This is a genomic window from Variovorax paradoxus (assembly GCF_030815975.1).
Taxonomy (GTDB): domain Bacteria; phylum Pseudomonadota; class Gammaproteobacteria; order Burkholderiales; family Burkholderiaceae_C; genus Variovorax; species Variovorax paradoxus_N.
This window is the reverse complement of the sequence record NZ_JAUSXL010000002.1, coordinates 1,875,354-1,889,917: the sequence shown is the minus strand read 5'-3', so window position 1 is coordinate 1,889,917 and position 14,564 is coordinate 1,875,354. Positions and strand designations below refer to the sequence as shown.

Annotated in this window: 15 protein-coding genes, 1 pseudogene and 1 riboswitch; of the genes and pseudogenes, 10 read left to right on the top strand and 6 right to left on the bottom strand. The window is 67.2% G+C overall.

Features of this window, described 5'->3' with window-relative positions:
- Positions 1–74: 74 nt before the first annotated feature.
- The 4 genes from QFZ47_RS12680 to QFZ47_RS12665 are packed head-to-tail and all read left to right on the top strand — an operon-like array spanning position 75 to position 3,044.
- Positions 75–1,073 (top strand): KpsF/GutQ family sugar-phosphate isomerase, encoded by a 999-nt coding sequence (locus tag QFZ47_RS12680; protein WP_307655958.1) that lies wholly within the window; start codon positions 75–77, stop codon positions 1,071–1,073.
- A complete protein-coding gene (locus QFZ47_RS12675; protein ID WP_307655957.1) occupies positions 1,073–1,621 on the top strand; it encodes a KdsC family phosphatase in 549 nt (182 codons plus the stop codon). Before QFZ47_RS12680 ends, QFZ47_RS12675 begins: the two co-directional genes overlap by 1 nt.
- The gene (gene lptC, locus QFZ47_RS12670) at positions 1,618–2,253 is read left to right on the top strand and encodes an LPS export ABC transporter periplasmic protein LptC (RefSeq protein WP_307655956.1); all 636 of its coding nucleotides are present in this window, start codon (positions 1,618–1,620) and stop codon (positions 2,251–2,253) included. Before QFZ47_RS12675 ends, lptC begins: the two co-directional genes overlap by 4 nt.
- An 8-nt stretch (positions 2,254–2,261) precedes the next feature.
- Positions 2,262–3,044, top strand: coding sequence for an SDR family oxidoreductase (locus QFZ47_RS12665; protein WP_307655955.1), 783 nt, complete (start codon positions 2,262–2,264; stop codon positions 3,042–3,044).
- A gap of 77 nt (positions 3,045–3,121) precedes the next feature.
- On the opposite strand, the gene rbp is transcribed toward QFZ47_RS12665, so the two are convergent.
- Positions 3,122–3,673 carry an RNA-binding regulator gene (gene rbp / locus QFZ47_RS12660; protein ID WP_307655954.1) on the bottom strand — a complete coding sequence of 184 codons (552 nt, stop codon included), beginning with the start codon at positions 3,671–3,673 and terminating at the stop codon, positions 3,122–3,124.
- Between the two features lie 264 nt (positions 3,674–3,937).
- Positions 3,938–4,112, top strand: a riboswitch (yybP-ykoY riboswitch).
- A 17-nt stretch (positions 4,113–4,129) separates the two neighbouring features.
- Here rbp and QFZ47_RS12655 point away from each other — a divergent pair.
- The 4 genes from QFZ47_RS12655 (at position 4,130) to QFZ47_RS12640 (ending at position 7,268) form a co-directional block, all read left to right on the top strand.
- The gene (locus tag QFZ47_RS12655) at positions 4,130–4,693 is read left to right on the top strand and encodes a TMEM165/GDT1 family protein (protein ID WP_307655953.1); all 564 of its coding nucleotides are present in this window, start codon (positions 4,130–4,132) and stop codon (positions 4,691–4,693) included.
- A gap of 128 nt (positions 4,694–4,821) precedes the next feature.
- Positions 4,822–5,997: a homoserine O-succinyltransferase MetX gene (gene metX, locus QFZ47_RS12650; protein ID WP_307655952.1), complete on the top strand. Its 1,176-nt coding sequence runs from the start codon at positions 4,822–4,824 to the stop codon at positions 5,995–5,997.
- A 55-nt stretch (positions 5,998–6,052) separates the two neighbouring features.
- Positions 6,053–6,640 (top strand): methionine biosynthesis protein MetW, encoded by a 588-nt coding sequence (gene metW, locus QFZ47_RS12645; RefSeq protein WP_307655951.1) that lies wholly within the window; start codon positions 6,053–6,055, stop codon positions 6,638–6,640.
- 37 nt (positions 6,641–6,677) lie between these two features.
- Positions 6,678–7,268 (top strand): IMPACT family protein, encoded by a 591-nt coding sequence (locus QFZ47_RS12640; RefSeq protein WP_307655950.1) that lies wholly within the window; start codon positions 6,678–6,680, stop codon positions 7,266–7,268.
- On the opposite strand, the gene QFZ47_RS12635 is transcribed toward QFZ47_RS12640, so the two are convergent.
- The gene (locus QFZ47_RS12635; RefSeq protein ID WP_307658934.1) at positions 7,213–8,145 is read right to left on the bottom strand and encodes an ion transporter; all 933 of its coding nucleotides are present in this window, start codon (positions 8,143–8,145) and stop codon (positions 7,213–7,215) included. The genes QFZ47_RS12640 and QFZ47_RS12635 overlap by 56 nt on opposite strands.
- Before the next feature lie 137 nt (positions 8,146–8,282).
- Here QFZ47_RS12635 and QFZ47_RS12630 point away from each other — a divergent pair, with 137 nt between their 5' ends.
- A complete protein-coding gene (locus QFZ47_RS12630) occupies positions 8,283–8,801 on the top strand; it encodes a bactofilin family protein (RefSeq protein ID WP_021013166.1) in 519 nt (172 codons plus the stop codon).
- Positions 8,802–8,820: 19 nt separating this feature from the next.
- Here the strand turns inward: QFZ47_RS12630 and QFZ47_RS12625 are convergent, their stop codons facing one another.
- Positions 8,821–9,606: a DUF72 domain-containing protein gene (locus QFZ47_RS12625; protein ID WP_307655949.1), complete on the bottom strand. Its 786-nt coding sequence runs from the start codon at positions 9,604–9,606 to the stop codon at positions 8,821–8,823.
- An 89-nt stretch (positions 9,607–9,695) separates the two neighbouring features.
- Here QFZ47_RS12625 and QFZ47_RS12620 point away from each other — a divergent pair.
- Positions 9,696–11,208: pseudogene (locus QFZ47_RS12620) on the top strand (M20 family metallopeptidase).
- A gap of 92 nt (positions 11,209–11,300) precedes the next feature.
- Here QFZ47_RS12620 and QFZ47_RS12615 read toward each other — a convergent pair.
- The 3 genes from QFZ47_RS12615 to QFZ47_RS12605 form a co-directional block, all read right to left on the bottom strand.
- The gene (locus tag QFZ47_RS12615; protein WP_307655948.1) at positions 11,301–12,476 is read right to left on the bottom strand and encodes an MFS transporter; all 1,176 of its coding nucleotides are present in this window, start codon (positions 12,474–12,476) and stop codon (positions 11,301–11,303) included.
- 109 nt (positions 12,477–12,585) lie between these two features.
- Positions 12,586–13,047 carry a YidB family protein gene (locus QFZ47_RS12610; RefSeq protein WP_307655947.1) on the bottom strand — a complete coding sequence of 154 codons (462 nt, stop codon included), beginning with the start codon at positions 13,045–13,047 and terminating at the stop codon, positions 12,586–12,588.
- Between the two features lie 101 nt (positions 13,048–13,148).
- Positions 13,149–14,513 (bottom strand): M20/M25/M40 family metallo-hydrolase, encoded by a 1,365-nt coding sequence (locus QFZ47_RS12605; protein WP_307655946.1) that lies wholly within the window; start codon positions 14,511–14,513, stop codon positions 13,149–13,151.
- Positions 14,514–14,564: the final 51 nt, after the last annotated feature.

Below are 14,564 nucleotides of genomic sequence, written 5' to 3'. Positions count from 1 at the left end.
AGCAATGTCCATGCCCCGAGCGTGCTGCTTGTACCGGGCGGCGGGGCGCGCCGGCCGGCCCGTAAAATCCGCCGATGAGTTCAGCTCCCCTGCCCCCCGTGGTCGACGCCGACGCAATCCTGGCGCGGGCGCGCGCCACCTTCGACATCGAATCCGATGCCGTGCTCGGCCTCAAGTCGCGCGTGGGCCCGAGCTTCGTCGACGCCGTGCGCAAGATCCTCGACGTGCGCGGGCGCGTGGTCGTCATGGGCATGGGAAAAAGCGGCCATGTCGGCCGCAAGATCGCGGCGACCCTGGCCTCCACCGGCACGCCGGCCATGTTCGTCCATCCGGCCGAGGCCAGCCACGGCGATCTCGGCATGATCAAGCAGGTCGACCTGGTGCTGGCCATCTCCAACAGCGGCGAGGTCGACGAACTCACCGTGATCCTGCCGGTGGTCAAGCGCCAGGGCGTGCCCCTCATCGCCATGACCGGCCGCATCGATTCCACCCTCGCGCGCCACGCCGACATCGTGATCGACGCCGGCGTTGCCAAGGAGGCCTGCCCGCTCAACCTCGCCCCCACCGCGAGCACCACCGCCCAGATGGCGATGGGCGACGCGCTGGCGGTGGCGCTGCTCGACGCGCGCGGCTTCGGCTCCGAAGACTTTGCGCGTTCGCACCCCGGCGGCGCGCTGGGCCGCAAGCTGCTCACGCATGTGGCCGACGTGATGCGCTCGGGCGACGAAGTGCCGCGCGTGGCGCCGACCGCAACGCTCAGCGAGCTGATGCGCGAAATGAGTTCCAAGGGCCTGGGCGCCACCGCCGTGGTCGACGCCCGGGGCCGCGCCATCGGCATCTTCACCGACGGCGACTTGCGCCGGCAGGTCGAGACCGGCGGCGACCTGCGCGGCCTGACCGCGGCCGACGTCATGCACCCCGGCCCGCGCACCCTGCGCGCCGAGGCGCTGGCGGTCGAGGCGGCCGAGCTGATGGAAGAACACCGCATCACCAGCGTGCTCATCGTCGACCCCGAAGGTCTCCTGATCGGCGCGCTCAGCATCAACGACCTGATGCGCGCGAAGGTCATCTGATGCCGCTCGACTTCCAGGCCGAAACCTTGCTCGCCGCGCAGGACGTGCGCATCGCGTTCTTCGACATCGACGGCGTGCTGACCGACGGCGGCGTGTATTTCACCGAGCACGGCGAAACCCTCAAGCGCTTCAGCATCCTCGACGGCTACGGCCTCAAGCTGCTGCGCTTGGCGGGCATCACGCCCGCGGTGATCACCGGGCGCGATTCCAAGCCGCTGCGCGTGCGGCTCGAAGCGCTGGGCATCCAGCACGTGCGCTACGGCACGGAAGACAAGCTGCCCGCGGCCGAAGCCATGCTCCAGGAGCTCGGTTTTAGCTGGCTGCAGGCCGCGGCCATCGGCGACGACTGGCCCGACCTGCCCGTGCTGGCGCGCGTCGGCTTCGCGGCCGCGCCCGCCAATGCGCACGCCGAAGTGCGCGACGCGGTCAACTACGTCACCCGCGCACGCGGCGGAGAAGGCGCGGCGCGCGAGTTTTGCGACCTGCTGGTGACGGCCTGCGGCCAGTACCGGCGCCTGCTCGACGCCGCCCGAGGTCCCCGGCAATGAAGCACGCCTGGAGCCTGCTGCGCGACATTCTCGACCGCGCCACCATCTACCTGCCCATCATTCTCACGGCGGCCGTCGCGCTCGGCACCTACTGGCTGGTGCGCAACGCACCCAAGCTGCTCGAACCCACGGCCAAGGCCGCGCCCACGCACGAGGCCGACTATTTCATGCGCGGCTTCGTGATCAAGAATTTCCTGCCCAACGGCGACCTGCGCAGCGAACTCCACGGCAAGGAAGGCCGGCACTATCCGGACACCGACACCGTCGAGGTCGACGACGTGCGCATGCGCTCCATTTCGCCGCAGGGCTACACGACCCACGCCACGGCCAATCGCGGCGTCTCGAATTCCGACGGCAGCGAGATCCAGCTCTTCGGCAACGCCATCGTCATCCGCGACCCCGTCGTGGCAGCCAACGGCAAGGGCACGCCGCGCCTCGAGTTCCGCGGCGATTTCCTGCACGCCTTTCTCGACACCGAACGCGTGACCTCGAACAAGCCGGTCACGCTCATCCGCGGCAGCGATCAGTTCACCGCCGACAACCTCGACTACGACAACCTGAGCGGCGTCGCCAACCTGACCGGCCGGGTGCGCGGCGTGCTGATTCCCTCGGCGGCCGGCAAGCCGCGCTGAACCCGCGCATGAGCCCGTCCCCGCTCGTCTTCATCACCGGCGCGTCGAGCGGCATCGGCCAAGCCCTGGCCGCGAGCTTCTACGAGGCGGGCTACCGGCTGGCGCTGGTGGCGCGGCGCACCGCGGAAATCGAATCCTGGGCCGGCGAGCGGCAGCTGGACCCCGCCTGCTACCAGGTCTATGGCGCGGACGTGGCGCAAACGGACAGCATCGTGGCCGCCGGCGCCGCCTGCATCGAACGCCAGGGCCTGCCCGACGTGGTCATTGCCAACGCCGGCATCAGCGTGGGCGTCGACACGGCGGAGCGCGAGGACATCGAGGTCATGGCCCGCACCTTCGCCACCAACAACGTGGGCCTGATGGCCACCTTCCATCCTTTCGTGGCGGCGATGAGGCAGCGCGGCAGCGGCCGGCTGGTCGGCATCGCGAGCGTCGCGGCCATTCGCGGGCTGCCGGGGCATGGCGCCTATTGCGCCAGCAAGGCAGGCGTGGTCGCCTACTGCGAGAGCTTGCGCGGCGAGTTGCACGGCAGCGGCGTCAAGGTCGTCACGCTCTGCCCCGGCTACATCGACACGCCGCTGACCCAGGGCAACCGCTATGGCATGCCCTTTCTCATGAAGGCCGAAGATTTTGCGCACCAGGCGCTGCGCGCCATCGAGGCCGGCACCAGCTACCGCGTGATTCCCTGGCAGATGGGCGTGGTCGCCAAGCTGATGCGCATGCTGCCGAACGCGCTGCTCGACCGCGCCGTGCAGGGCCGCGCCCGCAAGAAGCGCAGCGGCGAAAGCTGAATTCCCCCGGGCGGAGGCTCCAATGAAAAAGGCTCCCTGAGGAGCCTTTTTTACCAGTGTGTGCCTGGATGCAGCGTTCAGTAGCCGCTGTTGCCGCCGCCACCGTAGCCGCCACCACCGCCGCCAGAGCGGCCACCGCCGCCACGGGGGCCGGCGCCGTAGGGGCTGCGGAAGCCGCCATCGCCACCACCACCGCCGCCGCCACTGCGACCACCACCACCGCCGCCGTAGCCGCCACCACCGCCGGAGCGGCCACCGCCGCCACCACCGTAGCCGCCACCACCACTACCACCGCCGCCGTAGCCACCGCCACCACTTCCGCCGCCATAACCACCACCGCCGCCGCCGTAGCCACCACCACCGCTGCGCGGGGGCCGTGCTTCCATGGGACGTGCTTCGTTGACGACGACGCTGCGGCCGCCGAGCGGCTGGCCGTTCATGCCGGTGATGGCCGCTTGCGCTTCCGCGTCACTGCCCATCTCGACGAAGCCGAAGCCCTTCGAGCGGCCCGTGTCACGTTCCATCATGACCTTGGCGCTGGTTACCGCGCCGAATTGTCCAAAAGCCTGTTCGAGATCACTGTCGCGCACCGAGTAAGGCAGGTTGCCGACATACAGTTTGTTGCCCATCGAGGGACTCCTATAAACACATAGCAAGAAAAGCGATGGAGTCCCGAAAGCATCACTCAAACGAGAGCCGTCGAGTCGCGCGAAACTGACCGATCACCGAACTCCCTCCCCCGGCAAAATGAAGAGGGAGGCTCGTGCATTATGGGTGAAATACGCGAAATGCAAGCGGTAATTTGCTGCTTGCTGTAGGGCCTCGAAAAAATGGAAGCTAGCGCACGCTCACAAAGAGGGCCCGCGGCTGCGGTGCAGCAGGCAGGTAGAATCCGCCCCGTCATTGGGGAGTAGCCGCCTTCCATCGCGAGAAGGGCCCGCGTCAACAGACTTGTCCTGCCCCACAGGACATGGCGCGTGCAGTGAGAACACCTGGCGAGACCTTTGACCGTGCAACTTCGGGAATATGGCCGAAGGTGTTGCACGGTCAATTGCGTCCTTCGGCCCAAGGAACCTCTCTCTTTCATGGAAGCTTTTCTCGTTGCAACCGGCGTGGTTGCGCTCGCCGAAATGGGCGACAAGACCCAGCTGCTGGCCCTTCTGCTCGCAGCGCGTTTCAGAAAACCCTGGCCGATCGTGCTCGGGATCTTCGCCGCCACCATCGTCAACCACGCACTGGCCGGCGCGGTCGGCAACTGGATCACTCATTGGCTTGGCCCCGACATGCTGCGTTGGATCCTCGGCGGCTCGTTCATCGCCATGGCGGCCTGGATGCTGATACCCGATAAGCTCGACGAAGACGACGCCCCCGCGGCCACCCACCACGGCGTCTTCGCCACCACGCTGATTGCGTTCTTCCTGGCCGAAATGGGCGACAAGACCCAGATCGCGACCGTCATGCTGGCGGCCCGCTTCACCCAGGACTACTTCTGGGTGGTCGTCGGCACGACGCTCGGGATGATGCTGGCCAACGCACCGGTGGTGTGGCTCGGCGAGAAGATCGTGCGGCGCGTGCCCATCAAGCTGGTGCACGGCGTCTCGGCCGCGATCTTCCTCGTGCTCGGCATAGTGATGATCGTCGGCTGGTAACGCGACAGGGCGATATACTGCCGCCTGCGCCGATTTGCTACAGCTTGCGGGCGCTTAATAAATTCAGCTAAAGACAGTCCGTTGGCGACAACCCGGCTCGTTTTTGGCGAGGCCGGGTTTTTTCATTGATGTCGTCACCTTCCTTGGTCGTCACTCCGCAGTCGATGCAGTTCGAGGGCCCGCTGGCCCTGCGCAGCGGCGCATCGCTGGGCAGCTACACGCTCGCCTACGAAACCTACGGCGCGCTGAACGCCGAGCGCAGCAACGCGGTGCTGGTGTGCCATGCGCTCAATGCCTCGCACCATGTCGCCGGCACCTACGAGGGCCAGGCGCGGTCCGAAGGCTGGTGGGACAACATGGTGGGCCCGGGCAAGCCGGTCGACACCGACCGCTTCTTCGTGATCGGCGTGAACAACCTCGGTTCCTGCTTCGGCTCCACCGGTCCGATGCACGTCAACCCCGAAACCGGCCGCGTCTACGGCGCGGACTTCCCGGTGGTCACGGTCGAAGATTGGGTCGATGCCCAGGCGGCACTGCTCGACGCGCTCGGCATCCGCACGCTCGCGGCCGTGATGGGCGGCAGCCTCGGCGGCATGCAGGCGCTGTCGTGGACGCTGCAGTACCCCGAGCGCGTGCGGCATGCCGTGGTGGTGGCCAGCGCGCCCAACCTCACGGCCGAGAACATCGCCTTCAACGAAGTGGCGCGCCGCGCCATCGTCACCGACCCCGACTTCCACGGCGGCCATTTCTACGAGCACGGCGTGATCCCCAAGCGGGGCCTGCGCATCGCGCGGATGATCGGCCACATCACCTACCTGAGCGACGATGTCATGAACGCGAAGTTCGGACGCATCCTGCGCAGCGCGGTCGAGGGCGAGGCGGCGGCGCTGGACTACCGCTATTCCACGCAGGACGTCGAGTTCCAGATCGAGAGCTACCTGCGCTACCAGGGCGACAAGTTCAGCGAGTACTTCGACGCCAACACCTACCTCTTGATCACGCGCGCGCTCGACTACTTCGACCCCGCGCGTTCCCATGGCGGCAACCTCAGCGTGGCTTTCGCCGGGGCCACGGCCAAGTTCCTGCTCGTGAGCTTCAAGACCGACTGGCGCTTCTCGCCCGCGCGCAGCCGCGAGCTGGTGAAGGCGCTGCTCGACAACCGCCGCAACGTGAGCTACGCCGAGATCGACGCGCCGCACGGGCACGACGCCTTCCTGCTCGACGATGTGCGCTACATGGGCGTGGTGCGGTCCTACTTCGAGCGCGTGGCGCACGAAGTGCTGGCCGAAGGGAGTGCATCGTGAGCCGCCGGGCCGCTCCCAAGGCGAACACCGCAGCGCGCAGCGCGGAGGTTACCCAATGAGCGATATCGAGACCCAGCGCCTTATCGCCAACCTCGTACCCGAGGGCGCGCGCGTGCTCGACCTCGGCTGCGGCGACGGCGCCCTGCTCGACCTGCTGCAGCGCGAGCGCGGCTGCAGCGGCTACGGCGTGGAAATTGCCGACGGCAACGTGCTGCAGTGCATCCGCCGCGGCGTCGACGTGATCCAGCTGAACCTCGACGAAGGCCTGGCAGTGTTCGACGACGCCTCGTTCGACGTGGTGCTGCAGATCGACACGCTGCAGCACCTGCGAAACGCCGAGGTCATGCTGCGCGAAACCGCGCGCGTGGGCCGCATCGGCATCGTGGCCTTTCCCAACTTCGCGCACTGGCCCAACCGCATCAGCATTGCGCGCGGCCGCATGCCGGTGACGCGCCGCCTGCCTTACCAGTGGTACGACACGCCCAACATCCGCGTCGGCACCTTCAAGGATTTCGAGGTGCTGGCGCAAAAGAACAGCCTGCGCGTGCTCGATGCCTTCGGCGTGCAGGACGGCCGCAGCGTGCGCTGGCTGCCCAACGCACGCGCGGGCACGGCGGTGTTCAAGTTCGAGCGCGGGCGCTGAGCGATTCCGTGCCCTGGCTGAAAGCAACGGCCGCTCCATGAGCTTCACGCTCTCGCAACCGGCGCACAGCGAGCTGCTGATCAAGAAAAGCCGCTTCATCGGCTGCGTGCAGCCGGTGGCCGACCGGGCCGCGGCGCTGGCGGTGGTGGCCTCGCTGCGCAGCGAGCATCCCGCTGCCGCGCATGTCTGCTGGGCGCTCATGGCGGGCGGCCAGTCGGCCGCCAACGACGACGGCGAACCGGGCGGCACGGCCGGGCGCCCCATGCTCGAGGTGTTGCGGCACCAGCAGCTCGAAGGCGTGCTCGCCACGGTGGTGCGGTACTTCGGCGGCATCAAGCTGGGCGCGGGTGGCCTCGTGCGGGCCTACACCGATGCGGTGGCGCAGGCCTGCCTCGGTGCGGTGCTGGTACCGCTGGTGCGCCAGCGGCTGCTTCAATGCACCGTGCCCTATGCGCTCGAAGGGCTGGTGCGGCGCGAAATCGCGGCCGTGGCCGGCGCCTCGCTGGTCGATGTACGGCACGGCGACGCGGTGGACTTCAGGTTCACGCTGCCCGAGCCCGATGCCGGCAGCTTCATCGCCCGCCTCGACGATGCTGCGCAAGGGCGCGCCGTCTGGCCGCAGGCGTGAGCCGCCGCGCGGGTGCGGCCACAGCCGAGGGCGGCGTCATCGCGAATACGCCCCGCCCTCCTGTCGCCACGGGTGCGGCCGTATCGTCGTCAGGGCCGCGCCGCGCCATCTCGGCGGTGACGATGCCTGTGGGCACGGCCAGCACGCCCCAACCCAGCAGCATCATCACCGAGGCGATGGCGCGGCCTAGATCCGTCTTGGGCACGAGATCGCCGAAGCCCACCGTGGCCATGGTCGAGATGGCCCAGTAGATCGCCACCGGAATGCTCGTGAAGCCGTGCGCCGGGCCTTCCACCACATACATCAGCGTGCCCATCACCAGCACCACCAGCATCACGAAGCCCACGAACACCGTGATTTTCCGGCGGCTCGCGGCCACCGCCGAGACCAGCGCGCGGTATTCCACCGAGTAGCGCGACAGCTTGAAGATGCGGAACACGCGCAAGAGCCGCAGCACGCGCACGTCGATCAGGTAGGCGAGCTCGGGCGCGAGCGCCACCAGGAAAGTCGGCAGCAGCGCGAGCAGGTCGATCACGCCGTAGAAGCTCAGCGCATAGCGCAGCGGCTTGTTCACGCAGGCGAGCCGTGCGATGTATTCGAGCGTGAACAGGATGGTGAACACCCATTCGAGCACGTTGAACACGGGCCGCCATTGCTCGCGGATCGGCTGCACGCTGTCGAGGATCACCACCAGCACGCTGGCCACGATCACCGCAATCAAGGCCAGGTCGAAGAGCAGGCCCGCGCGCGTGTCGGCCTCGAAGATCACCGTGAACAGCCGGCGCCGCCAGCCGCTCGCCGGCTTGTCGAAGCGCGAATCGATGGCTGAAGAAATGGCGAGGGTCCGGGCGGCAGCTGCGGTGGTCGATCGGGTCATCTTGCGGGGCTGGGTGGCACTGGAGAGCGCCATTGTCGGGCGCCCGCGGGATTTATTCGGTTACGTTTCTTGCGCAATGAAGTGCCGCAGGCTGCGAGCGGGTTCTTACGATAGTCGCTTTGTTGAGGAGCTCCCCATTGGCCACACAGTCCCCCTTTTTCGGCAAGCGTGATCGTGACACCGACTCGTTGACCTCTCGCCCCGCGCCGCTGGTGGGCTCGGGCACCAATCTCTCGGGTTCGCCCGTCAATCCTTCGTCGCTGACCGCGCAGCAAGGGGGCCTGTCCGCAGCGGCCGCACCCGCCGCCAAGGAAGGCGGCAGCAAGCTCACCGTCGGCCCCAACATCAAGCTCAAGGGCGTCGAGATCACCGACTGCGACACGCTCGTGGTCGAAGGCCTGGTCGAAGCCACCATGGACTCGCGCCTGATGCAGATCGCCGAACAGGGCGAGTTCAAGGGCTCGGCCGAGATCGACATCGCCGAGATCCGCGGCGTGTTCGACGGCAACCTCACGGTGCGCGAAAAGCTCGTGATCCATTCGACCGGCAAGGTCACCGGCAAGATCCGCTACGGCAAGATCGTGATCGAGGAAGGTGGCCAGCTGTCGGGCGAAATCAGCTTCGGCGCCAAGCCGTCGCTGCAAGCCGCAGCCTGATCGATCAGGCTTTTTCGGCTCAGGCCGCCTCTTCCGGCGGCTTCCAACCCAGGCGCTCCAGCAACGCACCGGCCGCGGCCGGTGCTTTTTCTTTGGCGCCATTGATGAAGTAGACGAACACGTCGCGCTTTTTCGGCGATTCGGCCCAGCCTTGCGCGCGTTCAGCCCAGGTGTCGAGCGCCTTCGGTGCGTAGCCCGTTTTCAGCTTGGCATCGGCCATCATGAGCCGCGCGTAGGCGAAGTCGCCTTCGGGCTCCTCGAACGACGGGAACTTGTCCGCATCGGTGAACACGGTCGATACCTTGTGCTTCTTCGCGAGCGCCTGGTAGGCGGTTGTGATGAAACTCGGATGCCGCACATCCATCACGTGGCGCAGCGCGCGGCTGCCTTCCTTCTTCGGCAGCAGTTGAAGAAACGCCTCGAAGTCTTCCGCATCGAAGGGCTTCGTGGGCATGAACTGCCACACGATCGGGCCGAGCTTGTCGCCGAGCTCGCTCACACCGCTGTCGATGAAGCGCTTGATCGAGTCTCCCGCGGTGGCAAGCACCTTGCGGTTGGTGGTGAAGCGCGAAGCCTTCATCGAGAACATGAAATCTTCCGGCACCTCGTCATGCCATTTGCGGAAGGTCTCGGGCTTGAAGGTGCTGTAGTAGGTGCCGTTGATCTCGATGGCGCTCACCTGGCGGCTCGCATAGCGCAGCTCCTTCGCCTGCGCGAGCCCCTTGGGATAGAAGTTGTCGCGCCAGGGCTCGTAGGTCCAGCCGCCGATGCCCACCTTGATCCGAGTCGATGTTGCCTTGCTCACATTGCGCTCCGGGTTGAGATCGCCCGCACTCTACGCGGGGTCGCTCCAAGGCGCAAAATGCGATTTTTTCCTTAGCCGCGGAGAACTCGATGAACGCCCCCCTGCACCGCGAAATGCCCGCCGGTACGCTCGATGCCGAGCGCGCCCTGTCCGATGTCACCGCCCAATGGGACGGCGACATTCTGAAGCAGCTCACCGACTACATCGCCATTCCCGCCAAGTCGCCGGGCTTCGACAAGGACTGGTCGGCCCACGGGTACCTGGAGACCGTGCTGCGCAATGCTGCGGCCTGGGTCGAGGCGCAGAAGGTCGAAGGCCTGAAGCTCGAGATCGTGCGCCTCGAAGGTCGCACGCCGGTGCTGTTCTTCGAAGTGGCCGCCAGCGGCACCGGCATGGACGAGACCGTGCTGATGTATGGCCACCTCGACAAGCAGCCCGAATTCACCGGCTGGCGCAACGACCTCGGCCCCTGGACCCCCAAGTACGAGAACGGCCTGCTCTACGGCCGCGGCGGCGCCGACGACGGCTATGCGGTGTACGCCAGCATCGCCGCGCTGCAGGCGCTCAAGAACCAGGGCGCGGCGCATCCGCGCATCGTCGGCCTGATCGAGACCTGCGAGGAAAGCGGCTCCTATGACCTGCTGCCGTATGTGGACGCGCTGCGCCCGCGGCTGGGCAACGTCGAGCTGGTGATCTGCCTCGACTCCGGCGCCGGCAACTACGACCAGCTGTGGCTCACCACCTCGCTGCGCGGCATGGCCAGCGGCACGCTCAAGGTCGAGGTGCTGACCGAAGGCATCCACTCGGGCGACGCCTCGGGCCCTGGTGCCCTCGAGCTTCCGCATCATGCGGCAGGTGCTCGACCGCCTCGAGGACAGCGCCACCGGCCGCCTGCTGCCCGCGAGCTTCCATTGCGAAGTGCCGGCCGACCGCCTGGCGCAGGCCAGGGCCACCGCGGCCATCCTCGGCGACGAGGTCTACAAGCGCTTTCCGTGGGCCCACTACGACTGCGGCGGCTCGACCATGTTCGCGCTGCCGACCACCACCGATCCGGTCGAAGCGCTGCTCAACCGCACCTGGAAGCCCACGCTGTCGGTCACGGGCGCCGAAGGCTTCCCGGCGTTGAAGGACGCGGGCAATGTGCTGCGCCCCTACACCGCCTTCAAGCTGTCGCTGCGCCTGCCGCCGCTGGTCGATGCGGCCGAGTCGGTGCAGCAGCTGAAGACGCTGCTCGAGGACAACGCGCCGTATCAAGCGCGCGTCACTTTCGAAAGCGGCGGCGGCGCCACCGGCTGGAATGCGCCGGCCATTACGCCGTGGTTCGAGGATGCGCTCAACAAGGCCTCGCAGGCGCACTTCGGCGCCTCCTGCGGCTACATCGGCCAGGGCGGCACGATCCCGCTGATGAACATGCTGAGCGCCGGTTTCCCGAAGGCGCAGATGATGGTCTGCGGTGTGCTGGGTCCGAAGAGCAATGCCCACGGCCCGAACGAATTCCTGCACGTGCCTTACGCCAAGAAGCTCACGGCCGCGGTGGCCGAGGTGATTGCGGCCCTGCCGGCCGCGCATCGCGTTGCTTCTGCGGAGCCGGCGGCCGCTTGAGCGCAGCGGGTTTCGCTGCCTATGCCGAGCCCGTGTTCGCCGCGCTGCAGCGCTGGCTCGACAAGCGCTTTCCGTCCAGCTGAAGAGGCGCTTCAGGCGCTCGCGGCAGCCTCGCGCCGGCGCGTCTGCGCGAGCCACAGCAGCGCCGCGCCCGTGAGCACCACCGGCACCAGCGAACCGTAGTTCAGCAGCTGCCAGCCCTGCGTCGTGACCAGCACGCCCGAGGCGAACGAGGTCAGCGCGAGCGTCGCGAACACGCAGAAATTGAGCGCGCCCTGCGCCCGGTCGCGCTCTTCCGCGGTGTAGGCCGTGAGCGAGAGCGTGGTGCTGCCCGTGAACAGGAAATTCCACCCCACGCCCAGCAGGCACAGCGCCACGAGGAAGTGCTGCAGCTCCACGCCCGACAGCGCGATGGCGATGCAGCCGAAGTTGAGCACCAGTCCCACGCCCATCACCGGCAGCGCGCCGAAGCGGCGAATGAGGTGGCCGGTGAAGAAGCCCGGCGCGAACATGCCGATCACATGCCATTCGAGCACCAGCGCGGCATCGGAAAAAGGCAGGCTGCAGATCTGCATCGCAATGGGCGTGGCGGCCATCAGCAGGTTCATCACGCCATAGCCCAGCGCGCCCGCCGCGGCTGCCACGATGAACACCGGCTGGCGCATGATCTCCGACAGCGGCCGTCCGCCCAGCGCCTGCTGGCGCGTGAGCGTGGCGGGAAACTCGATGAAGCGCATGATCGCCATCGACAGCAGCGCCACCGCCGCCAGTGCGATGTAGGCGCCCGCGAACGGCACGGCGAACACTTCGCGCGTGGCGGCCGCCAGGTTGGGCCCCGCCACCGCGCCGATCAAACCGCCGGCCATCACCAGCGACACCGCCTTTTCGCGCCAGGCCGGTGCCGCGAGCTCCGCGGCGGCAAAGCGATAGAGACCGGCGTTGGCGTTGTAGTAGCCCGCCACCACCGTGGCCAGGCACAAGAGCCAGAAATTCTTCGAGACGGCCGCGAACGCGCACAGCAAGGCCGCTCCCAGCGCCACCGCCAGTCCGATCTGGAACGACCCGCGCCGCCCGAAGCGCTGCTGCGTGCGCGCCACCAGCCCGGTGGTGAGCGCGCCGCCCACCACATAGCCCATGACCGGCAGCGTGGCCATCCAGCCGCGCGGCGCGATGCTCAGGCCCACCAGCCCGTTGATGGCAATGAAGGTGACGTTGTTGGTCAGGAACAGGCCCTGGCAGATGGCGAGCAGCCAGAGGTTGCGGTTCATGGTGAAAGAGGAGAAAGGGCGAAGGCGCGCTGCGGCATGGAAGGCTGCGGTTCTACCTGATAAAAAAAAAGCGCCCTCGCGGGCGCCGGAATCTTCGTCGAGCAAATGGTCAGGGCTGCCTGTTCTGGAGCAGGCCGCCGAGCATACCCAGCAGGTCGTTCGGGTTGTCCAGGCCTTGCTCCGGCACCTTGCCGTGCGGCGTGAGCTGGTCGATGAGCGCCGGCAGCATGGTGGCCAGCATCGGCAGCAGCGTTTGCGCATTGATGCCGAGCTTGGAGGCGATGCTGGCGATGGTGTCGCTGCCCAGCGCGTCCTGCAGCTGGCCGCCGGACACGGGCTGGTTTTCTCCCTTGCCGATCCAGGAGCCGATCACGTCGCCCAGGCCGGCCTGCTCGAATTTCGAGACCAGCCCTCCCAGGCCGCCCGCGCCGCCGTTGTTGGCCAGCAGACCGCCCAGCGCGCCAGCGAGGCCGCCCAGATCTCCCATCCCCCCGATGCCGCCGCCTTGCGGCTGCTGCTGCTGGGCAGCGCCCCCGAGAACCTGGCCGAGTACCGAATCGAGCATTCCCATGGACGTTTCCTTGGTGTGTGACAGAACCGCTGGCATTTTCCCAGCGCGAGGAGCCGCGAGCGAACAGGCTTGTTTACTTTTTCAACTCGCAGCGTGACAAATTACCTGGGACGCGGTGCGCGTTTGGGCAGCAATGCGGGGCTTACCCCTTGCACGCCGACCAAGCCCAGCACTGTCACCAGCGAATTCTGCGCGCCCTTCCATGCATCTGTCACGTCGATCGATTCGCTCAGGGCATGAAAGCCCGTCGACTTTCCGCCGCCGCCGATGATGATGGCCGGGATGCCGTACGACATCGGCACGTTGGCGTCGGTGCTGCCGCCGCGCAGCAGCGTCTTGTGGCCGAAGGCGGTGTTCGAGCGGACGGCCGCTTCCACGATCACCGAGTCGGACGGCGTGCGCCCGCCCGGCCGGTCGCCGATCAGCCTGGTGCTGGCGCTCAGTGTTGCCACGTTCCAGCGCTTGTTTTCCTCGGCCACCGCTTCGTCGATGGCGGCGAGGATTTTCTTCTCCGTCTCCAGCAGCGAGGCCATGTCGTCCGAGCGGATGTCGATGGCCATGCGGGCATCGGGCGCAATGGTGTTCACCGAGGTGCCGCCGCCCACGGTGCCGACGGTGAAAGTGGTCTTGGGGAAGCTGGGCGTGCGGACTTCCGCGATCTTGGCAATGGCGCGGCCCATGCCGTGGATGGCGCTGGGCACCTGGCCGAACGCGGCAAAGCTGTGGCCGCCCGGGCCCTTGAACGTGACCTCGTGGCGATGGCTCGCCGTGCCGAGAACCAGCACGTTGCCGTCGGGCGAAGGCTCCAGCCCCACCATGCCGTCGATGTCGAGGTGGTCGCGGAAGATGGCCTTCATGCCGCGCAGGTTGCCGAGTTCTTCCTCGCCCACATTGGCGACGAAGAGCAGGTCGCCCACGGTCTGGATCTTGTTGTCGTTGAGCACCTTGAGCCACGACAGCAGCACCGACAGGCCGCGCGTATCGTCCGCGATGCCGGGCGCATGAAGCTTGCCGTCGTGTTCCTTCACCTTCACGTCGGTGCCGGCGGGGAACACGGTGTCGAGGTGGGCGGAGACCAGCAGCTTCGGCCCGTTGCCCGTGCCCTTGCGCAGCCCGATCACGTTGCCCTCGGCATCGATCCTTGCGTCGGCGAGCCCGAGCGCCTTCATGCGCGCAAGAAAGGCTTCGGCGCGCTTGTGTTCCTTGAACGGGGGCGCTTCGATCTCGGTCAGCATCTTCAGGTCTTCGACCGAATGCTCATGGTCGGCCTTGACCGCGTCGAGCAGCTTCTGGACTGTGGGCGCCGCCATCAGCTGGGTGAAAGTCTTTTCCACCTCGGGAGCGACTTGCGCCGGCGTGGGGGCCACGGCGTTGTTCTGGGCCTGTGCGCCCTGTGCGGCGCAGAGCATGGCGAGCGCGAGAGGAGCGAGGGAGGCAAGCCGGAGGGCGTGTGGCGAACGAAGCATGTCGTGAGGATCCTTTTCTTGTGATGGGGATGGATGGATGGGGCCTTGCGG